Source organism: Streptomyces rugosispiralis (assembly GCF_024505145.1).
GTDB classification, from domain to species: domain Bacteria; phylum Actinomycetota; class Actinomycetes; order Streptomycetales; family Streptomycetaceae; genus Streptomyces; species Streptomyces rugosispiralis.
Window position 1 is genome coordinate 46,193 of sequence record NZ_JANIAA010000031.1, and the last position, 25,104, is coordinate 71,296.

The window sequence follows — 25,104 nt, forward strand, 5'->3', positions numbered from 1 at the left end:
CACGACAGGTGATCGCGCCCTCACCAGGTGTGCCGCCAAACGGGTCCGGTCCTTGCGACCCCCTGCTGGGCGGCTCAGACCTGTCGGCCCCAGTCCAGGCGGTCGGCCAGGCCGGCGGCCGTGAAGGCGGCTGCCAACTCGTCGCGGCCCTCGGTGAAGTGGGCCCAGCCGTCGTAGTGGACCGGAACGACGCGGCGGGCGCCGAGGACCCGGGTGGCCTCGGCGGCCTGGGCGCTGTCCAGGACGATCGGCGCGCCGTCGAAGAGCATGGGGAAGCGGGGGGCTCCGGCGAAGAGGACGGCGGTGTCCACCGGGGCGAAACGCTCGGCGATCCGCTGGACCGCGTCGAGCGAGGCGTTGTCGCCGCTGACGTAGACCGTGGGCAGGCCCTCCCCGGTGAGGACGAAGCCGACGACCTGGCCGGAGACCGGTTCGATCTCCTCGCGCGTCCCGGGCCCATGGATGGCGGGTACGCCGGTCACGGTCACGGTGCCGCCGTCGGGACGCTCCAGCTCGATGGACTCCCAGTCGGCCAGCCCCTTGGCCTTCTCCCCGAGGCGTTGTCCGCCACCGGGGGTGGTGAGGGTGAGCGGGACGTCGGCGAGCAGGGCCCGGCCGGAGGTGTCGAGGTTGTCGGGGTGCTCGTCGTGCGAGAGCAGGACCACGTCGATGGGGCCGAGGTCGGCGGGGGCGGCGGTGGCGGGGGCGGTCTTGGTCAGGACGGGGCCGGACGACCCGTAGTCGCCGGGGCCGTCGAAGGTCGGGTCGGTCAGGAACCGCAGGCCGCCGTACTCGAAGAGGGCGGTCGGGCCGCCGAAAGTCCGTACCGGGAACTGGTCGGTTGCGCGGAGAGCGGTCACGAGAAACAACACCTCACGGATAGATTCGATCGAACCGTGAGATGACTCTAAGCACTTCTCACGGATACGCGCAAGCCGTACCATGAGAGCCATGAAGGAGTACGCGAGGGAGGAACCGGCCCTGCCGCCCGCGACGGGCGAGGAGGAGCACCTCTCCCTCGCCCTCGCCAACAGCGCCATTGCCATGGCCGGCGGGCATACGGTCGATCTCCTGGGGACTCCCGCGCAGGCCAACCACTGGCTGACGGAGCGCGGCCTCGCCCCGGTCGACGCCGGCATGAGGGAAATGTGTGCGGCGCAGGTGCGCTCGCTCCGCGAGCAGATCAGGTCGCTGTTCGCCTCCCGCGCCGCGGGACTCCCCGCCCTCCCCGCCGCCGTCGCGGCCATCAACGACGCGATGACCCGCGTCCCCACGGCCCCGCTGCTGCGATGGGACGACAAGGCCGGCCCCTACCGCGCGACCTCCCACCCCACCACCGAGATCGTCGACCACGCTCTGGCAACCGTCGCCGCCGACGCCGCCGACCTCCTCACCGGCCCGGACGCCGAACGCCTCACCGCATGCGGCTCCACCCCCTGCAACCGCTACCTGCTCCGCCACGGCCGCCGCCACTGGTGCTCCACCCGCTGCGGCGACCGCGCCCGCGCCGCCCGCGCGTACGCCCGCCGCACTCGGCCCGGGGTGTGAGCCTGAAGAATGGCGAGAGGCGCATTTGCGGTTACCCCTACCGGGTATATTGGCGGAGTCGCTCACCGAGAGCAGGGATGGAAGCCATGACCACAGCCGGGGCCGGACGGGACCATTCCCGTGGTGGCGCCGGACGCTGGATGTGGTTCGCGGCCGTCGCGCTGTTCGCCGCGTTCGCCGTGCTCCTCCACCACGAGACGAATGCGGCCGTCTCGCACTCGGTGCGTGCCACCGACATGGGTGGGATGGCGCGCATGGTCGATGTGCCCGACATGAGTGGGATGGCGCGCATGGTCCACGCGCCCCCGGCGACGATGTCGGCGCACGGGGGTGGGCACGACGGCACCGCACGGGCTTCCGCCCCGGCCGCCCACGGTGACGATGGATCCTGCTCCGGCATGGGCGTGCAGCACTGCTCGGCCGCCGGCATCGACGTCGTACAACACATGCCGCCGAGCGAGCCCTGGGTCGGCCGCGAGGGCGACGTGCACGCCACCCCGGCCGGTCGCCCTGTTCCCGGCACCGTGAGTCGGGCGCCGCCCGACCTTTCCGTGCTCTCTCGATTGCTTCTGTAGGCCGCCCCCACGGCATCTTCGCGTCCGCGCTTCTTCGCGTCCGCGTATGCGATCAGCCGTGCCCGCGTGCGACCGAACACAAGGCATATCGAGAAGAGGAACACCGTCATCGTGAACAGCATCAACCGCCGCTCTGTCCTGCTGGCCGGGCTCGGCGCCGCGGGCGCGGGCGCGCTCGCCGCCTGCAGCGGCTCCAGCGGCGCCGCCGACCGCACCACCGCCCTGGTCAAGCCGTCCGACCCGGCCGTGGCCGCCGCGGAGAGGAAGCGCACCAGCACCGGCAAGGTGCACAAGCTGACCCTGACCGCCGCGCCCGCCATGCTGGAGCTCGGCGGCGGCGTCATGGCCAAGAGCTGGGCCTTCGGTGGGCAGGCCCCTGGCAGGGAGTTGCGGGTGTCGGCCGGTGACACCGTGGCCGCCGAACTCTCCAATCAGCTGCCGAACAGGACGGCCACGTCCATCCATTGGCACGGTCTCGCCCTGCGCAATGACATGGACGGCGTTCCCCCGGCCACGCAGACCGCGATACGGGCCGGATCCACCTTCACCTACCGCTTCATCGCCGACACCCCCGGCACCTACTTCTTCCACCCGCACGTCGGGGTCCAGCTCGACCGCGGGCTGTACGCGCCGCTGATCGTCGAGGATCCGAAGGAGCCACTGTCCTACGACGACGAGTGGGTGGTCGTCCTGGACGACTGGGTCGACGGTGTCACCGGCACCCCCGACGAGGTCTTCGCCGAGCTGCGACAGGGCATGGGCGGGATGGGCATGGGTGGCCACGACATGAGTGGCCACGACATGAGTGGCCACGACATGAGTGGTATGGGCGGCATGGACATGGGCGGGGGCGAGGGCGGGGCGAGCGCCTCACCGTCTTCTTCCGCTGACGGCATGTCGATGAAGTTCATGCTGATGGGCGCCGACAGCGAGCTGCTCGGCGGTGACGCGGGCGACGTGAAGTACGCGTACCACCTGATCAACGGCCGTGTCCCGGCCGACCCGGATGTCTACACCGGCAAGCCCGGTAGGCGGATCCGGCTACGGATCATCAACGCCGGTGGCGACACCGCCTACCGCGTCGCGCTCGGTGGCCACAGGATGACCATCACCCACACCGACGGCTTCCCGGTCGAGCACCAGCCGGCCGATGCCCTGTTGATCGGCATGGGGGAGCGCTACGACGTGCTGGTCACGCTCGCGGATGGCGTCTTCCCGCTCGTCGCACTCGCCGAGGGGAAGAACGCCACCGGTCTGGCCCTGGTCCGCACCGGCTCGGGCCGGGCACCGAAAGCCACCGTCCGCCCGAAGGAACTGGACGGCGCGATCGTGACCGCCTCGAAGCTCCGTGCGGCGGACGACGTCGGGTTGTCGCCGAAGAAGGCGGACCGAGCGCTCCGCGTGGAGCTGACCGGCGGCATGGCGAAGTACAACTGGGCCATCAACGGCAAGGCGTTCGACATGAGCGATCCGACGGCCGCCCCGTTCATGGTCGAGGCAGGGCAACGGGTCCGGCTGGACTTCGTCAACCGTACGGGCATGTGGCACCCGATGCATCTGCACGGCCACACCTACCAACTCGGCGGCTCCGGGCCCCGCAAGGACACCGCGATCGTGCTGCCGAAGCGGAAGCTGTCCGTTCTCTTCGACGCCGACAACCCCGGCCAGTGGATGCTGCACTGCCACAACGCCTACCACGGCGAGGCCGGGATGATGGCGCTGGTGGCCTATCGAGCCTGATCGCCCCGGGGCTCCCGATGCACGGAACGAGCGAGGCCACGACCCATGGGCCTGAGTCGCACCAGGCCCAACTCCGCGCGCCGCGCGGGAACTTGGCGCGAAGTGACAGGTCTTTCCCGGGTGCTTCCGCACCAGTGTTATTGTCACGACATGGTTACGGCCTGTCCTCCCTCCGCTATGGCGTGGTGCCGCCCGTCGCGGTGGCCGCCGCGTGTGCTGTGGGTGGCGGCGCTCCTGCTCGGGCTCGTGTACGCGCATGGCGTGAGCGCGGAAGGCGTGGCCGGACACCTCGCGTTCGGTGCGGTGGAGCAGAGCGCGACCGTGAGCCAGGGCGACACCGGGACGGCGTCCGCCGCCGTCGAGAAGGCGTCCGGCGGCGGGGTCGAGGCACCGGGGGATCACCGCAACGGCGACCATGACTCGTCTCACCCCGCGCATGAGTGTCTGGTGGGTCAGCCGCAGTACGGTTCCGTAGGGGCGGCCCCTTGCCCGGCGATATTCAGCCGGGCGTCGGCTCCTCCGGCCGGGCCATCGGGGACGACCGGCCTGGTCCGGTTGGCTTCGGGCGGATGTCCGTTGACGGACTCCGCTGCTTGCGTGGTTCTGCGGATTTAGGCGCACACCTCGGTGCCGTCGGCCGGCCGGGGTATGCCCGCCATACGCCCGGTCCGGCTCGGTGCTGCCGGTTCGCGGTGCCCCTGATCTCCCGGATCCGCTGATTCAGCACGCTGGTTCGGGGACATTCGGGGCGCTGCCCCCTGCCCTGCCGGTCTCTGTCCACCGCCCCTCCCCGCTCCGCATCGGGGGCGGTGGCCCATGCGGAGGAATCGTTGCCGTTCCATCTCCAGGTCCGTCCCGCTCTCTTACCCGGGCCTCCTTGGTATCGCTGCCTCGTCGCCGTGGTGTTGTGCGGGTTGCTGCTGGCCGCTCTGGACTGTGCCGGTCCACATAACGGGTCGGACCATCGGAGCGCTCGGGTGCCGATCGCGTCCGTGGGGTCCGCGCAGGCGGCATCGTCTGCGGACTCGGATACCGACGCGATACCCAGAGCGGAGCCCTGTGATCCACGTGGCCTTGCCGGTCTGTCCGTGCCGAGGCCACCGTCGCCCTCGCGTGAGCTGGTACCGAATGCCGGAGCGGCTCCGGCATTCGCCATGGCCGCCGTCCTTGCCGTGGCACGCCCCGGGCGAGAGAGAAGCGGCGGAGTACTGGCCGGGAGTTCCAGGCTGTCCGTCGTCTGCCGGTGGCGCATTTAGGCCGTGCCCGCCACCGCCGTCATGCCGGCGTACCCGAACGAGCGGCCCCCGGATCCGGGAAGCGCGCCACGGGGTCTCGCCGGGACGCGATCAGACGACCCGGCAGCTTTTCACGCTCTGAGAAGAAAGCGGATACATGCACTCCTCGACCACCACCGACACCGGTCCGCTGACCGACAGGTCCGCCCTTTCCGGGCTGGTCGGCAACACCCCGCTCCTGCGAGTGTCCGAGCCCCTCGTCCCGGCGGGACGTGGCTTCTGGGCCAAGCTGGAGGGCTTCAACCCCGGCGGCATCAAGGACCGCCCCGGGCTGCACATGGTCCAACGTGCACGGGCCCGCGGTGACCTGCGGCCCGGCGGCCGGATCATCGAGTCCACCAGCGGGACCCTGGGACTGGGACTCGCCCTGGCGGGCATGGTCTACCACCATCCCGTCACCCTGGTCACCGATCCGGGGCTGGAGTTGTCCATGACCCGGTTGCTGACCGCGTTCGGCGCCCAGGTCAATGTCGTCTCCGAGCCCCACCCGACCGGTGGCTGGCAGCAGGCCCGCCGTGACCGCGTCCAACGACTGCGGGACCAGCACCAGGGTTCATGGTGCCCGGACCAGTACAACAACCCCGACAACGTCGCCGCGTACACCCCACTGGCGCTCGAGCTGGCCCGCGAACTCGGCCATATCGACGTGCTGGTGTGCAGCGTCGGCACCGGTGGACACTCTGCCGGGGTCTCGCGAGTCCTGCGCCAGCTCTACCCCGAGTTGACGGTCGTCGGAGTCGACACCGTCGGATCGACGATCTTCGGTCAACCCGCCAGGCCCCGTCTGATGCGGGGGCTGGGATCCAGCATCTACCCCCGCAACGTCGCCTACGACCAGTTCTCGGAAGTGCACTGGGTAGCCCCCGCGGAAGCCGTGTGGACCTGCCGCCAACTGGCCGCGTCCCACTACGCCACCGGCGGATGGAGCGTCGGAGCGGTTGCCCTGGTGGCGGGCTGGCTCGTCCGGACCATGCCCGCGGAGGCCCGGATCGTGGCGATCTTCCCCGATGGACCGCAACGCTACCTGGGGACCGTCTACGACGACGACTACTGCGCCGCCCACGGTCTGCTCGGCTCACCCCCCGCACCCGAACCAGACCTGATCGGCCGCCTGAACGAAAAGGAGGTACACCGCTGGACCCGGTGCACCACCGTGGCCGACCCCCTCACCCTCCAGGACGCCACGGAGGACCCCGACGAGGAGGTGGCGTAGTGAAGTCGCTGTTCACACAGGTGCGTTCCTACGAGCGCAGCGTCCAGCTTTTGATGGTGAACCAGTTCACCATCAACCTGGGTTTCTACATGCTCATGCCTTACCTGGCCGCTCACCTGTCCGGCACCCTGGGGCTGGCCGGCTGGCTCGTCGGACTCGTTCTGGGAGTGCGCAACTTCAGCCAGCAGGGCATGTTCCTGGTCGGTGGCACGCTGGCGGACCGGTTCGGCTACAAGCCGCTGATCATCGCCGGATGCGTTCTGCGCACCGTCGGATTCGCCACTCTGGGGCTCGTGGACTCCCTGCCCGCGCTACTCGCCGCCTCGGCGGCCACGGGGCTGGCCGGTGCCCTGTTCAACCCCGCGGTACGGGCGTACCTCGCGGCAGACGCGGGAGAGCGCCGGGTGGAGGCGTTCGCACTGTTCAACATCTTCTACCAGGCGGGCATCCTGCTCGGCCCGCTGGTGGGCATGGTGCTGACCGGCATAAACTTCCGCGTCACCTGCCTGGTCGCGGCAGCGGTCTTCGCCGTGCTCAGCGTCGTACAGATCCGTGCGTTGCCGCCCCGGAGGGGCGACAACACCAAGGATGCTCAGGGCGGCACGGGGCGCGCGGGCGTGCTGGCGCAGTGGCGAGAGGTGGTGGCCAACCGGCCCTTCCTGCTCTTCTCGGTCGCCATGATCGGCTCGTATGTCCTGTCCTTCCAGGTCTATCTGGCCCTGCCGCTGGAAGTGCGCCGCCTCGGCGGCGACGGGGAGTCCGGGACGGTGGCGGTGGCATTGCTGTTCGCCGTCTCGGGACTGAGCACCATCCTCGGACAGACCAAGGTGACCGCCTGGTGCAAGGCCCGGATGGAGCCAGGGCGGGCGCTGGCCTGGGGGCTGCTCTCGATGGGGGTGGCGTTCGCACCGCTGCTGCTCGCGACCGCCGTTCCGGTACCGGACGGTGGCGTGGGCCGCTGGCTGCTCGCGGCCGTCCCGCCCGCGCTCTCGGCATTGCTGCTCGCGCTGGGCACGATGATCGCCTATCCGTTCGAGATGGACACCATCGTCCGGCTCTCGGGGAACCGGCTCGTGGCCACCCACTACGGCCTGTACAACACCATCTGCGGCGTCGGCATCACCCTGGGCAACCTGCTCACCGGTGCGGCGCTGGACGCCGCCCGAGCGGCGGGCATGTCCGCGCTGCCGTGGCTCGCGCTGCTGGCACTGGGCCTGTCCTGCGCCGTGGCTCTGTACGGTTTGCACCGCACCGGCCGCCTCGCGCCCGTGCGGACGCCTGATGAGGCACGGCCCGTGTCCGCCTGACGGGTCATACGCGGGAACGGAGCGGCGGACGGGGACCAGCCCCGTCCGCCGCTGGCGGCGTCGGCGAGAACGGCGGAACGGCCGCCGTCGAGGAGCACCGTCGCTGCCGCACCGGTCGGCCCCGAGCCAGGCGGCACCTGCCTGGTTGGACAGGGGCCGCCGGAACTCGTGATCGCCGATCGACTCGGATCGCTGATCCGGCAGCAGCGTGGGGACGTGGCACCTCAGTGGCATTTGTGGCACGTGCGGGGCACGGCCGTGATCACGCTGAAGGGCCAGCTCGAGGGGATCAAGCCCCTGAGCCGGCCCTCCCTGTTGCCGTCAACGACTGTCGTCAGGCTCACCAGCTCGGCAACAACGGCCCCGGCTTCAGACCTACTGATCCGTAGGTCCGGGCCCTGGTGCGCATCTTGTGCCAGTCCACCCCCAGTAGGCGTCGTGTGTCGTCGGCACTGACAGCAGACACGTCGAAACGGCTGCTGGCGCATGGTGAGCGAGGAGCACGACAAGCAGACACGTGCGTTCGCCACGCCGGTGGCCGTGCCACTCGTCTGCACCGTCGGGGGCGACGGCGAGCAGCGGTCCGCTGAGACTGGGACCTGACACAGGTGCGGCGCGCTGCCTGGGCAGGAGCCAACCGGGCAGATGGGATCGCGGCGCGGTAAGCACACGCTGCTGAAGGAAGGGTAAGGTCCCTCCGCATGTCACACCACACCGCGACGGTGCCGGGGGCTACCTGGGTGGCCAGGTGGGCGGGAGTTCTGCTGTGTCTCGCGGTGGCCGCCATTCATGTCGTGGACCAAGGCGGCATCGTGGTAACGAGGGACCCCTACTACATCGGCGTTGCCTACCACGTCCTGGAGATCGCGGCCGTGGTCACCGCCGCGTTGCTCCTCATCGGCCTCGTCCGACTGGGATGGTTGCTGGCGGCCATGGTCGCCGTCGGCCCCTTGGTGGGCTACATCCTCTCCAGGGGTCCGGGGCTGCCCTACTACAGCGACGACATCGGCAATTGGACGGAACCGATCGGACTGGTCAGCCTGGCTGTCGAAGGCGCCCTGCTCCTGCTGTCGGTGCCGCTCTTCGTGCGGAGCCTGCGCCGCAGAACCTGATGAGGGGGGCTGTCCCGTAATGCCTGGCGGGTCAGCGTGCGGCGTCAGACGCGGTGCATCGCAAGGTGGAGGCACGATCCGAGCTGACAGCCGTCGTGAGGCGATGGGCCACATGGACCGGCTGCTCAGGCCCCGTAGGTAGAACTGCCGTCAACCTCTGCCGTCAACGCCCCCACGATCCAAGATCGCGGGGGCGTTGAGCCTGGTCAGGCATGGTGCCCCCGGCAGGATTCGAACCTGCGACACCCGCTTTAGGAGAGCGGTGCTCTATCCCCTGAGCTACGGAGGCGAGGCCACGGAGGCCCGGCGTCAGGGCGGCATCGTGGTGCCGCCGCGGCGCGCCGTCACAGTGTAGCGGGTCGGGTACGTGGGCGTTCGGGTGCTCCGGGGTGGTGGGGCTCGGGTTTCGCCTCGGGGCGGGGCGACCTGGCTCGAGGCGTCGGGGCCCGTCGGGTGGGTCAGGTCGCCGTCCCCAGTCCCGCGAGTGGGTTCTTCAGGGTGCCGATCAGCTGGAGGGCGCCGGCTGGGTCCTGGAGGTCTACCATTTCGCGGTTGTTGCGGAGCTGGAGGCGGTTGAGGCAGGAGAGGGCGAAGTCCTCGGCGAACATGTCGTACTGGGCGAATTTGTCCGCGAGGTGGGGGGCCGAGCGCTGGTAGGACAGGACGCAGTCGGCGACCGTCTGCCAGAAGGTGTCTTCCTCCAGGAGGCCCTCGCTGACGAGGATGCCGTTGAGGAAGCGGAGGAAGCAGTCGAAGACGTCCGTGAAGATCGAGAGGAGTTTCTTGTCCTCGGGGACGTCTACGCGGATGCGTTCCACGGCCGGGGGGAGGACCGCGGTGGGGTCCATGACGGCGATCTCCTCGGCGATGTCCTTGAAGATCACGCGCTGGACGGCACCGTCCTCGATCACCAGGATGACGTTCTCGCCGTGCGGCATGAAGACCAGGTCGTAGGCGTAGAAGCTGTGCAGCACCGGGGTGAGGTAGGCGTCCAGGTAGCGGCGTAGCCAGGTGGCGGGGGTGAGGCCGGATTCCTCGATGAGGGCGCTGACGAAGGAGGCGCCGTCGGGGTCGGTGTGGAGGAGGGACGCCATCGTGGCCAGGCGCTGGCCGGGTTCCAGGGACGGTACGGGGCTCTCGCGCCACAGGGCCGCCAGCATCTTGCGGTACGGCGAGCCCTTCGCCGTGGCCGTCTCGTACTGGCGGTGGTGGTAGCCGATGGCGGCCCGTTCTCGGATGATGGAGAAACGCGCGGCGCGGAAGGTCTCGTCCGAGGCGATGAGAGATGCCAGCCAGTCGTTGATGGCCGGCGTCGCCTCCATGTACGCCGCCGACAGGCCCCGCATGAAGCCCATGTTCAGCACCGACAGCGCGGTCTTCACATAGTGCTTGGACGGGTCGCTCGTGTTGAAGAACGTCCGGATCGACTGCTGGGCCAGGTACTCGTCGGCGCCGGGGCCCAGGCACACCAGGTGCTGCCGGGCGACCTCGGCGGCGAAGCTGACCGACAGCTTGTTCCACCACTGCCAGGGGTGCACCGGCAGCAGGTGGTAGTCGGCCGGGTCCAGGCCGAGGTCGGTGAGGGTCCGCGCGAAGCGGGCCCGGGTCTCCTCGCTCAGCTCGGAGTGGACCAGCGCGTCGTAGTCCAGGTCCGCGGAGGACGTGAAGGTCGAGCGGTCGCGGCGGGCGGCGAGCCAGATCAGGTGGACGGGGCTCGCGGTCTCGGGGGCGTACGAGAGGTATTCGTGGATGCCGAAGCCGAGGCGGCCGTTGTTGGCGACGAAGCAGGGGTGGCCCTCGGTCATCCCCGTCTCGATCTCCTGGAAGCCGGATTTGGCCAGTTGGGCGGCGGCCTCCGGCTCGCCGGCCAGTTTGAAGGCCGTCCCGGAGAGGGTGGAGCTGATCTCCTCGAGGTAGACCGGGAGGATGTCTTGACTCAGGCCGAGCCGCCCGCGCAGCTCGATGAAGAAGTCCAGCGCGTCCAGGGGGAGTTCGGCGCCGGTCCGGTCGTGGCGGGTGATGCTGTCCGCCTCGACCAGCCAGTGGTCCAGGGAGAGGATCCGCGCGGCGAAGCGGTAGGTCACCGCCTCGTCGTCGCTGGTCACGGCGTAGCGGCCGTCGGGGCCGAACTCGGGCGCGAGTAGGCGCTCGTGGGTGAACTCGGCGAGGGCCTTGCGGATGAGGAGGCGGCCTGCCCGGTCCCACAGGTCGGGGGTGAGGTGGGCGACGGCGTCTCGGGGGCTCATCGGGTCACTCCTTGGGCCTCGCGGGCGGTGCGGGTCTCGCGGGCGTCGCTGGTGTCGCTGGTCGTGCGGGTGTCGCTGGTGTTGCTGGTGGTGCGGGTGTTGCTGGTGGTGCGGGTCTCGCGGGCGGTGCGGGCCTCGCGGGCCTCGCTGGCGGTCCGCCCAGTCCGGTCAGTCTGTTCGGGCCCCTCGGTCCCGTCGGTCCCCTCGGTCCCCTCGGTCCCGTCGGTCCCGTCGGTCCCCTCGGTCCCGTCGGTCCCGGCCGCGCGGCCCCCGCGGCCGGTCCGTGCGGTCCGTGCCGCATCCGCGGCGAGCGCCGTGCGCGCCGTGCGCGCGGCCTCGAACCGCTCGCGGGTGCAGATGCTGAGGTAGGCGTCCTTCTCGGGTTTGGCGATCCGCTCGACGATCTCGAAGCCCACGGCCGCGTTGAGCGCGTGCACCGCGTCGTTGCGCACATCGGGCTCGACGACCACGCGCCGGACGGCCGGATCGGAGAAGCAGAACTCCATGACGGCGGTGATCACGGCGAGGGTGAAGCCGCGCACCGGGGTGTCGGTCGGCGCGCACAGGAAGTGCATGCCGACGTCGCCGGGCCGGGACGGGTAGAGACCGGCGAGCTCCACCCGCGACGGGTCGTACCGCTCGGCCAGGAACGCCGGGCGCCCCTCGTGCAGGCCGATGAACGCGTCATGGTGCGGATGCTCGTGGATCTTGCGGTACTCGGTGGCGACCTCCGCCTCGTCCGCCTCCTGCATCATCCAGAACGACGCCTTGGGGTGGGTCACCCAGCCGTGCAGCAGTGCGGCGTCGGCGGCCGGGTCCAGGTCGCGCAGGGCGAAGGTGCCCAGGCGCGCGTCGGTGTGCTCGAAAAGCGGTGAGGGCGTCATGACACGGCTCCTTCCGGTGCGCCGAACTCCTGGAAGGCGATGGACTTCTCCACCGGATAGTGCTCCCGCCCCAGCAGCTCACGGATGATCCACGAGTTCCGGTACGGGCCCATGCCCAGGTCCGGGGAGGTCAGGCTGTGGGCGTGGGTGGCGCCGTTCTGGAGGAAGATGCCGCGCCCGGTGGTGTCGATGCTGTAGTTGCGGGCGACGTCGAAGCGGCCGTGGCGGTCCCAGCGGACGCGGCCGCGCACCGGGTCCAGGAAGGCGGGCACCTGGTAGCGGTAGCCGGTGGCCAGGACGAGCCCCTGGGTGGTGAGCGAGAAGTCCCGCTCCTGCTCCGTATGGCGCAGCCCGAGGGTGTACGTGGCGGACTGCTCGTCGTACGCCGCCTCGGTGAGCGCGGTGTTGGTCAGCAGCCGCGTGGGCACCGGGCCGCTCACGCTCTTCTGGTACAGGAGGTCGAAGATGCCATTGATGAGGTCGGCGTCGATCCCCTTGAACAGGCCCTTCTGCTCACCCTCCAGCCGGTAGCGGGTGTCCTCGGGGAGCGCGTGGAAGTAGTCCACGTACTCGGGTGAGGTCATCTCCAGGGTGAGCTTGGTGTACTCCAGCGGGAAGAAGCGCGGGGAGCGCGTCACCCAGTTCAGCCGGTAGCCGTGGGTGTCGATGTCGGCGAGCAGATCCTGGTAGATCTCGGCGGCGCTCTGGCCGCTGCCGACGACGGTGATGGACTCCTTGGTCTGGAGCGCCCGCTTGTTCTCCAGGTAGTCCGTGTTGTGCAGCAGATCGCCGCCCAGGTCCCGGCACACCTCGGGCAGATACGGCGGGGTGCCGGTGCCCAGCACCAGGTGGCGGGCGCGGTGGGTGGTGGTCTCGCCGCTCGCGGGACGCCGGGCGCGCACCGTGTAGAGGCCGTCGGCCTCGTCGTACTCGACGCTCGTCACCTGGTGGCCGAAGCGGATGGACGGCAGCTTCGCGGCGGCCCAGCGGCAGTAGTCGTTGTACTCGGCGCGCAGCGGATAGAAGTTCTCGCGGATGTAGAAGGAGTACAGCCGCCCCGATTCCTTGAGGTAGTTGAGGAAGGAGTACGGGGAAGTGGGGTCGGCCAGGGTCACCAGGTCGGCCATGAACGGGGTCTGCAGGGTGACGCCGTCCAGCAGCATGCCCGGATGCCAGTCGAAGTCGGGCTTGCTCTCCAGGAACAGCCCGTCGAGTTCGTCGATCGGCTCGGTGAGGCAGGCAAGGCCCAGGTTGTAGGGGCCGAGCCCGACCGCGATGAAGTCGTGGGTGTGCGGGGTGGGCACGAGGGTCTCCGGCGGGGTGAAGGGGCTCAACTGGCGTTCAACTGGCGCGCGAGTGGCGGGGGCCGCTGAGCTCGGGCTCGATGTGGAGGGCCAGATACTGACCGGCGTGTTCGGCCAGCAGATCGAGGACATACGCGATGTCGCTCAGCGAGGTCTCCGGGTTGAGCAGCGTGAACTTGAGGTGGTGACGGCCGTCGACGACGGTTCCGGCGACCACCGCCGCGCCGGAGGCGGCCAGCGCGTCCCGGGCGTGCAGATTGGCGCGGTCGACGAGGTCGGGGTCGCACGGCCCGTCGGACGGCGGTACGTAGCGGAAGACCAGCGTGGACAGCTGGGGCTCGGTGACCACCTCGTAGCGCGGATCGGTGTCCAGCAGGGCCCATGCCTGGGCGGCCCGCTCCACCACCTCGTCGAAGAGCGCCCCGACGGCGTCCGCGCCCATGATCCGCAGCGTCAGCCACAGTTTGAGCGCGTCGAAGCGGCGGGTGGTCTGGATGGACTTGTCCACCTGGTTGGGGATCAGCCTCTCGACGCTGCGCTCGGGGTTGAGGTAGTCCGCGTGGTACGTGGCGTGGCTGAGCGCGGCGCGGTCGCGGACCAGGACGGCGCTGGAGCTGACCGGCTGGAAGAAGGACTTGTGGTAGTCCACGGTCACCGAGTCGGCGCGCTCGATGCCGTCCAGGAGGTGGCGGCGGGTCGGGGAGGCCAGCAGTCCGCAGCCGTACGCGGCGTCCACGTGCAGCCAGGTGCCGTTCCGGGCACACAGCTCGGCGATCTCGGGCAGCGGGTCGATGGAGCCGAAGTCGGTGGTGCCCGCGGTGGCCACGACGGCCATGACGATCAGGCCCTCGCGGCGGCAGCGGTCCAGCTCATGGGCGAGGGATACGGTCCGCATCCGGCGGTCCTGGTCGCAGGGGACCGGGATGACGGCCTCGTAGCCGAGCCCCAGGATGGCGGCGGCCTTCTGGATGGAGAAGTGGCTGACCTGGGAGGTGAGGATGCGCAGCCGGGGCAGGATCGCGGATTTGGCGATCGTCTCGCCGACGGCGGTGGCCTCCTTCTCGACCAGGGCGCACGCCTCGTCGCGGGCGAGCAGCATCGCCTGGAGATTGGACTGGGTGCCGCCGCTGGTGAAGATGCCGTCCGCGGCCTCGCCGAGGCCGATGCGCTCGGCGGTCCAGTCGATCAGCCGGCGCTCGATCAGGGTGCCGCCGGCGCTCTGGTCCCAGGTGTCGAGGGAGGAGTTGACGGCGGAGAGGACGGCCTCGCCCAGCAGTGCGGGGATCACCACGGGGCAGTTGAGGTGGGCCAGGTAGCGCGGGTGGTGGAAGTAGACGGCGTCCTTGAGGTAGACGCCCTCCAGCTCCTTCAGTGCGGCGTCCGGATCGCCGAGCGGGCGCTCCAGGTCGATTCCGGAGATCTCGGGGGCGAGTTCGGCGGGAGTGATGCCGGTGAAGGGGCGCTCGGCGCGGGCGACGGTGGCGGCCACCAGGCCGACGCCGTCGGTCACGGAGCGCCGATAGCGTTCCGCCGTACGGCCGTTGAAGAGGTGGGCCCTGCCATCCGCCGCCCCGGGTATCGGCTCCGGCGACGGGTCCTCAGCGGTCTGCGCGAGGGAACTCACGGTCTGTCCCTTCTGGAAACGAGCATGCGGGCGTGCGGACGGCGCGGGCATGCGGCTGGGTGGGGGAGGGGCGGCCCGCGACCCGACGGCCTGACGACCCGATGGCCTGACGACCCGACGGCCTGACGACCCGATGGTCTGGTGGGCGTGCGGGGGCGCTGGACGTGGCGGCGGGGCGTGCGGGGGCGCGCCCAGCGGTCGGCCGCCTGGCGTCCGGCGGTCGGTCCTCCGCGGTCCTATGGATGGATTCAGTTGTGCGCCGCGGTTGTGGGTTCGGTTGTGGGTTCGGCCGTGGGTTCGGCTGTGGGTCGCGGCTGTGGGAGGGAGAGGGGGTACGGCGACGGGGGTCAGTCGTCGGTCGCGGGGCCGGTGCCCGACACGGCCTCCTCGACGAGCTGCTCCTCACAGGCGCCCAGACGCCAGTAGCCGGTGAAGGTGACGGCCTTACGGTCGAAGCCGCGCTCGCGCACCAGGTGGCGGCGGAGCGCCTTGACCGTTCCGGCCTCGCCCGCGATCCAGGCGTACGGCGTGCCGTGGGGCAGTTCGGTGGCGCCCACGGCGTTCAGCAGCGGGGCGGAGCGCGTGGTGCCGGGGGCCACGGCGTCCCGGACCAGCCAGGTGATCTCGGCCTTCGCCTCGGTGCGCAGCTCCTGGATGTCCTCGGCGTGCTGGACCTCGAGCCACACCTTGACGGGGAAGTCGGCGGGCAGCCATTCGAGGATGCCCGCGATGGCGGGCAGCGCGGTCTCGTCGCCGGTGATCAGCACCCAGTCGGTCCTGGACGGCGGCCGGAAGTCCACGCCGCCGTTGTCCGCCACGACCGGGCCCAGCAGGGTGACGCGGTCGCCGGCCTCGGCCCGCGCGGCCCAGCGGGCGGCCGGGCCGCTGTCGTGGTGCAGCGCGAAGTCCACGTCGATCTCGTCCGGGTCGCGGCGCTGCCGGCGCACCGTGTAGGAGCGCATGATGCCGCGTTCGGCCGGGTCCATCGCCCGCCAGGTGGTGAACCAGCCCTCCCCGGCCTCGACCGGCACCACCGGGGCGGTCTGGCCGGGGTGCGGCAGGAAGAGTTTGAAGCGCTGGTCGCGGCCTCCGCTGGTGAAGTCCTTCAGACAGGCGCCGCCGAAGGTGATCCGCGCCATGGACGGTCCGAGCGAGCGGGTCCGTACGACCCGCGCGTCGAAGAACCGGAACGGGGTGGCGGTGGTGGCGGTTTTGATGGCTGCGGTGGTCATGGGAGGGGGGTCTTCCCTTCGCTTGCCGTGGGGAGGCCGGGGCCAGCCGGTCGACTGACCGTCAGCTGACCTTCTTCGCGTCCTGGATGGCCTTGGTGAGGGACTCGACGAGCGGGGCGGCGCCGGCGTACGAGAAGCGCGGCTCGCTGCTCCAGGGGGTGATCTGACCCGCCTTGACCGCGGCCAGCTTGGACCAGGTCGGCTTGGAGGTCAGGGCGCTGGGCTGGAGGGTCGCGGTGCGGTTGTCGAGGAAGAGGATGTCGGCGTCGTACTTGTCGGCGTTCTCCCAGCTCAGGCTCTCGAAGTAGCCGCCCTTGTCGGGCTTTTCGGGGACGACGAAGTCGACGCCGAGCTCGCTGAAGTAGATCAGGTCGGCATTGATCTTCGGGTTGGAGACATAGAAGAGATCGGCGCTGGCGGAGCAGGCCATGACCTTGATCTTGTGCGATTTGACAGTTTTGCGCAGGGTCTCGGTGGCCTTCTCGAACCGCGCCTTGGCGTCGGTGACCTTCTTGGCCTTCAGATCGGCGCCGAGCGCCTCGGCCAGCGCGGCATAGCGCTTGATGGGTTCGAGCATGGAGATCCGGCCGGTGGAGATGGCGGCGCTGGGGGCCAGTTGCAGGATCTTCTTCTTGCTGTCGTCCGGGATGTAGAAGAGCGCGCCCGGGTCGAACATGTTGGTGATCAGCAGATCGGGGCCGAGCGAGGCGTACTTCTCGACGTTGAACTGGCCCCAGGTGTTGCCCAGGGACGTGGCCTGGTCGACCGGGAAGTCGCCCGCCTGGACGTCCGGCTTGCCGTTCTTCAGCGTGGTCGGGCCGAAGACGCCCGTGATCTGCTTCTCGATGCCGAAGTCGTAGAGCGCGGCCGCCGCGCCGATGTAGGCCACGATGTGCCGCGGCCGGCTGTCGAGACTGATCTTCTTCTCGCGGTCATCGGTGAACGACCAGGAGCCGCCGCCGTCGTCGCCGCCGGAGCCCGAACCGCCTTTGTTTCCGCAGGCGGTGACCAGGGCTCCGAGTCCGAGGGCGCCGCCCGCGGTGAGCAGACCGCGGCGGGAGAGGGGGAGTGCTCTGGCCTGGCGCATGAAGGTGCTCTCTCTCGATGCGTACGGGGGCATGGCCACGGGACGGCGACCCGAGGACGTAGTTAGGTTAGCCTAACCAACCTGTTTGTCCAGTGGGCGGGGTCGTTCCGGGCCTCACATCGAGGGGCTCAGACGGCCGTTCAGAGCGGCTCAGACGGCCGGTCGGAGCGGCTCATACGGCCGTTCAGAGCGGCTCATACGGCCGGTCGGAGCGGTTTCACAGGTCCAGCACCAATCGCGGGCCAAGGCAGCGTGAGACGCAGATCATCATCGTCTCGCCCGAGGCCCGCTCCTCGTCGGTGAGCACGGAGTCGTGGTGGTCCACCTCCCCCTCGACGACGTCCGTCTCACACGTCCCACAGGTGCCCTGCTCGCAGGAGTACAAAACCGGTACCCCCGCCGCCTCGACCGTGCGCAGCACGCTGCGCTCCGGCTCCACGGTGAGCGTCAGCCCGGAGCGGGTGAGCACCAACTCGAAGGCCCGGCCCGCCGATTCGGCGCCCGCGTCGTCCGTACGGGGCTGGAAGCGCTCGGTGCGCAGGGACCCCTCGGGCCAGTCGCGGCACGCCTCCTCGGCGACTTGGAGCAGCGGTTCGGGGCCGCAGCAGTAGACGAGGGTGCCGGGATCGGCCGGGGCGGTGAGATACGGCACGAGGTCGAGCGGCCCCTCCTCGTCCTGCGGCACCAGGCGCACCTTGTCGCCGTGGCGGTCGGCGAGCTGGTCCGCGAAGGCCATCGAGGCACGGGTGCGCCCGCCGTACAGCAGCCGCCAGTCGGCGCCCGCGGCCTCGGCGGCGGCCGTCATGGGGAGGAGGGGCGTGATGCCGATGCCGCCCGCGATGAACAGATAGCGGGCCGCCGGGCGCAGCGCGAAGTGGTTGCGCGGCCCGCGCACCCGCACCGTACTGCCCTCGGTGAGGGTGTCGTGCACCTGGGCGGAGCCGCCGCGCCCGGCGGGGGCGCGGAGCACCGCGATCCGCCAGGAGGCGCGGTCGGCGGGGTCGCCGCACAGCGAGTACTGCCGGGTGGGGCCCGCGTCGAGGACGAGATCGAGATGGGCGCCGGGCTCCCAGGCCGGGAGGTCGCGGCCCGCCGGGTGGCGCAGCGTCAGCGCCACCACGTCCGAGGCCACCTCCTCCCTGCGGGCCACCAGCAGGGTGTCCTCGTACTCGGCGCCGGGGTTCATGAACGGGGCTCCTCACGGTGGCCGGTGGGCTGATCCTCGGAGGGAACGGCGGGGTGGTGCCCGCTGGGGTGGGCGAGCATCCACTGCCACAGCTCGACCGGGTCCTCCGCGGTGCGCTCGGCGCCGCAGTGGCAGACCCCGTGCAGCACATCGGTGCCGGGCAGCCAGTCGATCCGGTACACCTCCGCCGTGGGCGTGCTCACGGGGACGCCACGACCGGCGCGGTCTTCTCCCCTTCGGCGGCGAGGCGGGCGAGGATGCGGCGCGCGGCGAGTCCGCCGGTGTCGATGTTGATGCTGAGTTCCTGATAGCCCTCGCGCTCGGTGTCCAGGGCCTTCTGGAGCACGTTCAGCGCCGCCACGTCCTGGAGCACCACGGTCCGGTTGAGGTCGTGGAGGAAGGTGGACACCTCCTCGTCGTCCTGCGCGAAGTCCCGTGAGACGGCCCAGAAGTCGTACACCTGGCGGTCGGTGGACGGGGTGATGGCGTAGGTGATCTCCACGTGGAAGGCGTTCGGGTCGGAGCCGTCCGGCTCGGGGCCCACCCCGACCGGGGCGATCCTGCTGTGCAGCAGATACAGACAGGGCGCGTGGTACTCGATGTCCTGCCAGCGGGTGATGCGGCCCTCGATACCGGTGGAGCGGGCGTAGAAGGGCGGGCATTCGGCGTCGTCCATGTGCCGGCTGACCCGGACCACGCCCGCGCCCTCGTCGACCTCCGTGGTGATCGGGGTCTCGGCGACCTCGGGGGTGCCGATATAGCCGCCGTGCAGATACGTCTCGTGGGAGAGGTCCAGCAGATTGTCCACGAGCAGGCCGTAGTCGGCGTCGATCGGCTCCATGCCGCCCACCGTCGTCCAGCGCGGATCGGCCAGCCAGGGGGCGCGCGGCACCGCGCCGGGGTCGGCGAGCGCCGGGTCCCCGATCCACACCCACACCAGCGAGTCCCGCTCGACGACGGGGTAGGAGCGGACCCGGGCGGTGCGCGGGACGCGCTTCTGGCCCGGTACGAACACACAGGTGCCGCCGGTGTCGTAGGTGAAGCCGTGGTAGCCGCAGACGACGGTGTCGCCGTCGAGCCGGCCGGCGGTGAGCGGATAGCGGCGGTGCACACAGCGGTCGGCGAGCGCGATGACCTGGTCGTCGGACTCGGCGCGGTAGAAGGCGATGGGCTCGTCGAGGAAGGTGCGTCCCAGCAGCTCGCGGCCGATTTCGCGGCCGTAGGCGGCGACGTACCACTGGTTTTTCGCGAAGGCGGTCATGCGTGCCAGCGTGGTGACGCCCGTTACGCACGGGCAACGGCCCTTCCACTGAGTGGAAGGGCCGTGCGGGGAGGTGTGCCGCGGTGTGCCGCCGGGCGGTGGGCGGTCGGCGGACCGCCGGGCGGGTCAGCCGCCGAACTGCCAGAAGACGGAGTGATTCAGCGTCAGCAGGACGATCAGCAGGACCACATCGGCGATGCCGAGGGCGATCCCGAGCAGCGCCCGGCCCCTGCGGCGGGTGTCCCGGGCGATGGCGAGCGTCCCGAGGACGATCGCGCAGGGCCCGAAGACCGCGTTGAAGAGCAGCAGGCCGATCAGGCCGAGCACGAAGGAGGCGACGGCCATGCCGTCGGCGTCCCGGCGCGCCCGGACCGGTGAGGTGCGGGACGGTGCGGTGAGTGCCATGGGTCTCAAGCCCCCTTGTGCCCGGTGCGTTCGCGGATGAAGAAGACCAGCAGCCAGGCGCCGATGGCGCCCGCGGCGGCGAGGAACAGGGGGAGCGGGGTGTGCGCCGCCGCCCCCAGAAGGACTCCCATCAGGGCGAGTGCCGCGACGATGAAGAGCATGGGTGCCTCTTTCGAAGTGACGATCCGGATGCGGTTGGCGTGCGGATGGTAATTGTTCGGTGAACAGTTGGAATCACAACTGTTCACTGAGTTCCAGAGTACCCGCCCGAACCCTGGAAAAATTCAGCGAACGGCTGTTTACTGAATGATATGAGTCACACCCCCGGGGTCCGGCAGGCCCAGAAGGAGAAGACCCGGCGCGCCCTGATGGACGCGGCGCTGCGGCTGCTGGAGGACCAGAGCCTGAGCAGCCTGGGGCTGCGCGAGGTCACGCGGGCGGTGGGGGTGGCCCCGGCCGCGTTCTACCGGCACTTCCGGGATCTGAGCGATCTCGGTGTCGCGCTGGTCGAGGAGAGCCTGGGCAGCCTGCACCATATGATCAACGCGATCCTCGCCGGTCAGGACGGTGACGAGGAGCGGATCGAGGCCACCGTCGACGCGGTCGCCGAGCATGTCCGCGGCTACCCCGCGCACATCCGCTTCATCGCACGTGAGCGGCATGGCGGGGTGCGCCCCGTGCGCCAGGCCATAGCCGCCGAGCTGGACCGATTCGCGGACGAGGTGGCCACCGCCTTCTGCCCGCAGCTCCCGGCGGAATCCTGGCCACCGGAGGATGTCCGGATGCTTGCGGAGCTGTATGTGGACCACATGGTGATGACGGCGACGGCGTTCCTGGAGGCGCAGGCCGATCACCCCGAGGCCGCGGACGAGCGGCGGGTGGCCGCCACGGCGCGCAAACAGATGCTGCTGATCAGCCTCGGGCGCCACCACTGGCACGACGCGTGATCTCCACGCCGTAGTCACCGGCCGCGTCCCGGCCGGTGACCCGGACGCGTATGCGTATGCCGTTCGCCGCGGCCTCGAAGGTCTCGCCGGGCGCGTAGGCCGCGTCGCTGAGCCCGGGGTGGACATTGCGCTCCCGGGTGCAGCCGCGGCCGTGGGGGGTGGAGTCCACGATGGTGACGGGGCCGCCGCCGGAGTCGACACCGGTGTTCACCCAGGAGATCAGGACCCCGGGCTTGCATATGGCCTCGTCGTTGCCGCCGGGCGCCCGCGCCTCGATGGCGTAGCCGGTGGACGGCGAGACGGGGACGATGACCAGCTTGGTGCCCTCCGGACGGCTCAGCGGGGACAGGGTGTGGGCGAAGACCCCGGGCCGGGCGGCGCACGCGATCTGCCGCGGGCCGAGCCAGCCCAGCTTCCACTTGTGCCAGGCCAGCAGGTCGTTGCCGGGGCCCCAGTCCTCGGACATCACATCCCAGTGGCCGGCCTTGTCGCCGCCGCCGTGGGTATAGAGGTCGGGCAGCCCGAAGACATGGCCGTTCTCATGGGGCAGGACGCGGAAGCCGGTGCGGCGCAGCGAGCCGGAGCCGTCGTCCTGGCGGCTGTAGACGAAGGAGACATTGGCCAGCGGAACGCCGTCGGCGGTCGGGGCGTGCCGGTTGTCGGCGTAGGTGACGGACAGCACGGCATGCGCGGCCGGCGGCCCGGCGTTCGGGGTGACCAGGACGTTCACCAGGTCGTAGCGGCGGAAGTCGACCTTGGGGTCGGCGGACTTGGCGATGTCGGCGACCAGTTTGCGATAGCCCGGGTCGAAGGGGCTGCCGCGCTTGATGCCGTACGCGCGGAACGGGCGCGGCATCCGCAGCCAGTGGGTGATCGGCATCTCGGGGCGGTAGTCCAGCCGTCCGTACGAGCTCCGCGCGAACCACCGGGAGGTCTGGGGGAAGAACTCCTCGAAGCGCTGGCGGGCGGTGCCCTGACCGCGGACATCGGGGAAGTCGATCATGAGGTTGAGGGCGTGGACGGTGCCGGTGCTGCGGCTGTAGCCGCGGCCGGTGGGTATGCCGTCGGCCATCTGGAGCCCCGGTCCGGAGGCGAGTGCGCAGGGCGCGAGGGAGCCGAAGGCCGGTCGCGCGGAGGGCGCCGGGGCCAGCTCGCGGGGCGCGGGGGGCGCGGGACGCGGGGCCGCCGCCGGGGCGACCACCGCCACCGTGAGCACGGCGGCGGTGGCGAACGCGCTGCCTCTGCGGGGCCGGCGTATTCGTATGCGGGGGCGGGTGGTCCCATGCGTCTGGTCCATTGCCGACCACGGTGTGACGGCGTGGACCGGGGCGCCCGTGGGGTGCCGCCGATCGGTGGAATGACCTGCTCCGTCCGGGCGAAGGGGGGTGCCGGACAGGTGTGAGGCAGGTCACCTACGGACGGAGAAATTCCGGGGACTCATTCCCCGTTTAACCGAGTGAACGCATAAACGGGGACTCACTCCCCGGAAAAGTTGAAGCTCGAACGTCAAGGCCGGGGCGCGGCGCCGCCGCCAAGCCGCCGGAGCACCGGCCACCGGATAACCGTACGCGGGAAGCCGTACGCAGAAGGGAGTGCTGTCATGGCCGCCGACACGATGACCGCGAAGTCCGCACAGCCCCGGCTGCGCGCGGACGCCCTGCGCAACCGGGAGCGCATTGTCGCGGCCGCCCGAGAGGTGATCGTCGAGTGCGGGGCGCACATCCCCCTCGATGAAATCGCTCGACGGGCGGGGGTCGGCAATGCCACGATCTACCGGCACTTCACGGACCGCCGTGAGCTGATCCACCATGTGGCGCTCTCGGTGATGTCCCGTGTCGCCGACCAGGCCGAATCCGCCCTGGCCGAGGAGGACGACACCTTCTCGGCGCTGCGGCGCTTCGTCCACGCCGCGGCGGACGAGCACATCGGCGCCCTGTGCCTGCTGCTCTCCGACGGCCTCGACAAGGAGCACCCTGATCTCATCGCCACCCGCGACCGTCTGGCGGACGGCGTCGAAGCCCTGATGGGGGCCGCGAAAACCGACGGCAAACTGCGCACCGACATCGGCGTCGGTGACCTGATGGTCGCGCTCAACCAGCTCACCCGGCCGCTGCCCGGCAGCGCCTGTGTGGACTTCGAGCCCTTTGTGCACCGGCATCTGCAGCTGTTCCTGGACGGTCTGCAGACCCCGGCGCGCTCGGAACTACCCGGAAAGTCCGTGACCTTGGAGGATCTGCAGCACCGGCCGTGACGTGACATAGATCGCATCCGGCCGATCCCGGAGCACCGCTTATTCCGCGCACGTTCACACGTCTTCCTTACGTGCGTCGTCGCCTCTCGCTACCTCTTATCCAACGGCCTGGGCCGGTCTGACCTCGACCGGCCCCTTACGTCCCATTTATCACTCTCCGCACCGCTAGGTAGGCCCATCCATGCCTGAAACGGCTCGACTCGTCGATCCCCGGCGCTGGAAAGCGCTGATATTCATCGCCCTCGCCCAGCTGATGGTCGTGCTCGACGCGACCATCGTGAACATCGCGCTGCCCAGCGCCCAGGCCGACCTCGGCATCTCCGACGGCAACCGGCAGTGGGTCATCACCGCCTACGCCCTCGCCTTCGGCGGACTGCTGCTGTTCGGTGGCCGGATCGCCGACCTGTGGGGACGCAAGCAGACCTTCATCGTCGGTCTGATCGGCTTCGCCGCCGCCTCGGCCGTCGGCGGTGCCGCGCTGAACACTCCCATGCTGCTGGGCGCGCGTGCCCTCCAGGGTGTGTTCGGCGCGCTGCTCGCCCCCTCCGCGCTCTCGCTGCTCGCGGTGATGTTCACCGACGCCAAGGAGCGCGCCAAGGCGTTCGGTGTCTTCGGTGCCATCGCCGGTGGTGGCGGCGCCGTCGGTCTGATCCTCGGCGGTGTGCTCACCGAGTACATGGACTGGCGCTGGACCTTCTTCGTGAACATCCCGTTCGCCATCATCGCCGCGATCGGCGCGGTCGCCGTGATCCGTGAGCCGGTGGAGAGCCACAACTCGTCCCGGCTGGACATCCCCGGCGTGATCCTGGCCACCACCGGTCTGGTCTCGCTGGTCTACGGCTTCACCCGCGCCGAGTCCGACGGCTGGTCCGCGGGCCCGACCATCGGTCTGTTCATCGCCGCGGCCGTGCTGCTGCTCGCCTTCGTGGTCGTCGAGTCGCGGGTGAAGGCGCCGCTGCTGCCGCTGCGCGTGATCGCCGACCGCAACCGCGGCGGTGTCTACGCCTCGCTGGCCCTCGCCATCATCGGCATGTTCGGCCTGTTCCTCTTCCTCACCTACTACATGCAGATCGTGAAGGGGTACAGCCCGGTCAGGACCGGCTTCGCCTTCCTGCCGATGGTCGCGGGCATGATCACCGGCTCGACGCAGATCGGCGCCCGGCTGATGACCCGCGTCCCGGCGCGGCTGCTGATGGGGCCGGGCTTCCTGGTCGCCTCGGTCGGCATGCTGCTGCTGACCCAGATCGACCTGGACACCTCGTACCCGACGCTGATCCTGCCCGGGTTCCTGCTGCTCGGCCTCGGTATGGGTACCGCCTTCATGCCGGCGATGAGCCTGGCCACGCATGGTGTCGAGCCGCGTGACGCGGGTGTCGCCTCGGCGATGGTCAACACCTCGCAGCAGGTCGGCGGCGCCATCGGCACCGCGCTGCTGAACACGATCGCGGCGAGCGCCACCACCGAGTACGCGAAGTCGCATGCGGCGGGGGCCACTTCCCGCACCGCGCTGCAGCTCCAGTCGATGGTGCACGGCTACACCGCCGCCATCTGGTGGGCGGTCGGCATCCTGGTGCTGGCCGCGGTCATCGCCATCGCGTTCATCAACGCCGGACAGCCGGAGAGCGGTGGCGCGGTCACCGGTTCCGGTGACGGTGCGGCGGAGGACGCGATTCCGGTGATGGCGCACTGATGCGCTGAGACTCCCGGCGGCTCTTCGCCGGGAGTCCGTGGGGATGCGAAGGCCCCGCTCCTCCTCGAGGCTCGAGGGGAGCGGGGCCTTCGCGCGTCCCGTTCCAGGGCCTTCAGGTTCCAGGGCCGCCAGGGTCTTCCGGGCTTCCACGGCTTCCAGGGCCTCCAGGGCCTCCAGGGCCTCCAGAGCCTTCAGGG

21 protein-coding genes, 1 tRNA gene and 1 pseudogene are annotated in these 25,104 nt (G+C 70.3%); 9 read left to right on the forward strand and 14 right to left on the reverse strand.

What is annotated here, in order from left to right:
• Window positions 1-74: 74 nt before the first annotated feature.
• Window positions 75-860: an MBL fold metallo-hydrolase gene (locus NP777_RS33475; protein ID WP_256653930.1), complete on the reverse strand. Its 786-nt coding sequence runs from the start codon at window positions 858-860 to the stop codon at window positions 75-77.
• A 91-nt stretch (window positions 861-951) separates the two neighbouring features.
• On the opposite strand from NP777_RS33475, the gene NP777_RS33480 reads away from it, so the two are divergent.
• The 6 genes from NP777_RS33480 to NP777_RS33505 all read left to right on the forward strand — a co-directional run bounded on the left by NP777_RS33480 (window position 952) and on the right by NP777_RS33505 (window position 8,790).
• Complete coding sequence (locus NP777_RS33480) at window positions 952-1,548, forward strand: CGNR zinc finger domain-containing protein (protein ID WP_391858630.1); 597 nt, start codon at window positions 952-954, stop codon at window positions 1,546-1,548.
• An 86-nt stretch (window positions 1,549-1,634) separates the two neighbouring features.
• The gene (locus NP777_RS33485) at window positions 1,635-2,123 is read left to right on the forward strand and encodes a hypothetical protein (protein ID WP_256653932.1); all 489 of its coding nucleotides are present in this window, start codon (window positions 1,635-1,637) and stop codon (window positions 2,121-2,123) included.
• A gap of 111 nt (window positions 2,124-2,234) precedes the next feature.
• Complete coding sequence (locus tag NP777_RS33490; RefSeq protein WP_256653933.1) at window positions 2,235-3,863, forward strand: multicopper oxidase family protein; 1,629 nt, start codon at window positions 2,235-2,237, stop codon at window positions 3,861-3,863.
• A gap of 1,392 nt (window positions 3,864-5,255) precedes the next feature.
• The gene (locus NP777_RS33495; RefSeq protein WP_256653934.1) at window positions 5,256-6,371 is read left to right on the forward strand and encodes a PLP-dependent cysteine synthase family protein; all 1,116 of its coding nucleotides are present in this window, start codon (window positions 5,256-5,258) and stop codon (window positions 6,369-6,371) included.
• The gene (locus NP777_RS33500) at window positions 6,371-7,678 is read left to right on the forward strand and encodes an MFS transporter (RefSeq protein ID WP_256653935.1); all 1,308 of its coding nucleotides are present in this window, start codon (window positions 6,371-6,373) and stop codon (window positions 7,676-7,678) included. Before NP777_RS33495 ends, NP777_RS33500 begins: the two co-directional genes overlap by 1 nt.
• Before the next feature lie 701 nt (window positions 7,679-8,379).
• Window positions 8,380-8,790 (forward strand): hypothetical protein, encoded by a 411-nt coding sequence (locus NP777_RS33505; RefSeq protein WP_256653936.1) that lies wholly within the window; start codon window positions 8,380-8,382, stop codon window positions 8,788-8,790.
• Between the two features lie 213 nt (window positions 8,791-9,003).
• Here the strand turns inward: NP777_RS33505 and NP777_RS33510 are convergent.
• The 12 genes and pseudogenes from NP777_RS33510 to NP777_RS33565 form a co-directional block, all read right to left on the reverse strand.
• A tRNA-Arg gene (locus NP777_RS33510) sits at window positions 9,004-9,079 on the reverse strand.
• A gap of 169 nt (window positions 9,080-9,248) precedes the next feature.
• The gene (locus NP777_RS33515; protein ID WP_256653937.1) at window positions 9,249-11,036 is read right to left on the reverse strand and encodes an IucA/IucC family protein; all 1,788 of its coding nucleotides are present in this window, start codon (window positions 11,034-11,036) and stop codon (window positions 9,249-9,251) included.
• 329 nt (window positions 11,037-11,365) lie between these two features.
• Window positions 11,366-11,920, reverse strand: a pseudogene (locus NP777_RS33520) (GNAT family N-acetyltransferase); the annotation flags it as partial.
• On the reverse strand, window positions 11,917-13,254 hold the full coding sequence (locus NP777_RS33525; RefSeq protein ID WP_256653938.1) for a lysine N(6)-hydroxylase/L-ornithine N(5)-oxygenase family protein: 1,338 nt from the start codon (window positions 13,252-13,254) through the stop codon (window positions 11,917-11,919). The pseudogene NP777_RS33520 and the gene NP777_RS33525, both read right to left, overlap by 4 nt.
• Before the next feature lie 7 nt (window positions 13,255-13,261).
• On the reverse strand, window positions 13,262-14,848 hold the full coding sequence (locus NP777_RS33530) for a pyridoxal phosphate-dependent decarboxylase family protein (protein WP_308405292.1): 1,587 nt from the start codon (window positions 14,846-14,848) through the stop codon (window positions 13,262-13,264).
• A 347-nt stretch (window positions 14,849-15,195) separates the two neighbouring features.
• Entirely contained in the window at window positions 15,196-16,080 is an 885-nt protein-coding gene (locus tag NP777_RS33535; RefSeq protein ID WP_256653939.1) for a siderophore-interacting protein, read from the reverse strand.
• Between the two features lie 61 nt (window positions 16,081-16,141).
• Window positions 16,142-17,167: an ABC transporter substrate-binding protein gene (locus tag NP777_RS33540; RefSeq protein ID WP_256653940.1), complete on the reverse strand. Its 1,026-nt coding sequence runs from the start codon at window positions 17,165-17,167 to the stop codon at window positions 16,142-16,144.
• A gap of 217 nt (window positions 17,168-17,384) precedes the next feature.
• Window positions 17,385-18,353, reverse strand: a complete 969-nt coding sequence (locus tag NP777_RS33545; RefSeq protein WP_256653941.1) for a PDR/VanB family oxidoreductase — start codon at window positions 18,351-18,353, stop codon at window positions 17,385-17,387.
• A complete protein-coding gene (locus tag NP777_RS33550) occupies window positions 18,350-18,556 on the reverse strand; it encodes a hypothetical protein (RefSeq protein ID WP_256653942.1) in 207 nt (68 codons plus the stop codon). The genes NP777_RS33545 and NP777_RS33550 overlap by 4 nt, the downstream gene beginning before the upstream one ends.
• Complete coding sequence (locus tag NP777_RS33555; RefSeq protein ID WP_256653943.1) at window positions 18,553-19,614, reverse strand: aromatic ring-hydroxylating dioxygenase subunit alpha; 1,062 nt, start codon at window positions 19,612-19,614, stop codon at window positions 18,553-18,555. The genes NP777_RS33550 and NP777_RS33555 overlap by 4 nt, the downstream gene beginning before the upstream one ends.
• A 126-nt stretch (window positions 19,615-19,740) precedes the next feature.
• The gene (locus NP777_RS33560; RefSeq protein ID WP_256653944.1) at window positions 19,741-20,019 is read right to left on the reverse strand and encodes a DUF4190 domain-containing protein; all 279 of its coding nucleotides are present in this window, start codon (window positions 20,017-20,019) and stop codon (window positions 19,741-19,743) included.
• A 5-nt stretch (window positions 20,020-20,024) separates the two neighbouring features.
• Complete coding sequence (locus NP777_RS33565; RefSeq protein ID WP_256653945.1) at window positions 20,025-20,180, reverse strand: hypothetical protein; 156 nt, start codon at window positions 20,178-20,180, stop codon at window positions 20,025-20,027.
• Window positions 20,181-20,330: 150 nt separating this feature from the next.
• Between NP777_RS33565 and NP777_RS33570 the strand changes: the two genes are divergently transcribed.
• The gene (locus NP777_RS33570; RefSeq protein ID WP_256653946.1) at window positions 20,331-20,966 is read left to right on the forward strand and encodes a TetR family transcriptional regulator; all 636 of its coding nucleotides are present in this window, start codon (window positions 20,331-20,333) and stop codon (window positions 20,964-20,966) included.
• On the opposite strand, the gene NP777_RS33575 is transcribed toward NP777_RS33570, so the two are convergent.
• Window positions 20,932-22,263, reverse strand: coding sequence for a M6 family metalloprotease domain-containing protein (locus NP777_RS33575; protein ID WP_256653947.1), 1,332 nt, complete (start codon window positions 22,261-22,263; stop codon window positions 20,932-20,934). The genes NP777_RS33570 and NP777_RS33575 overlap by 35 nt on opposite strands.
• Before the next feature lie 303 nt (window positions 22,264-22,566).
• Here NP777_RS33575 and NP777_RS33580 point away from each other — a divergent pair, with 303 nt between their 5' ends.
• Both NP777_RS33580 and NP777_RS33585 read left to right on the forward strand, forming a co-directional pair.
• Complete coding sequence (locus NP777_RS33580; protein WP_256653948.1) at window positions 22,567-23,217, forward strand: TetR/AcrR family transcriptional regulator; 651 nt, start codon at window positions 22,567-22,569, stop codon at window positions 23,215-23,217.
• Window positions 23,218-23,398: 181 nt separating this feature from the next.
• Window positions 23,399-24,907 (forward strand): MFS transporter, encoded by a 1,509-nt coding sequence (locus tag NP777_RS33585; RefSeq protein WP_256653949.1) that lies wholly within the window; start codon window positions 23,399-23,401, stop codon window positions 24,905-24,907.
• Window positions 24,908-25,104: the final 197 nt, after the last annotated feature.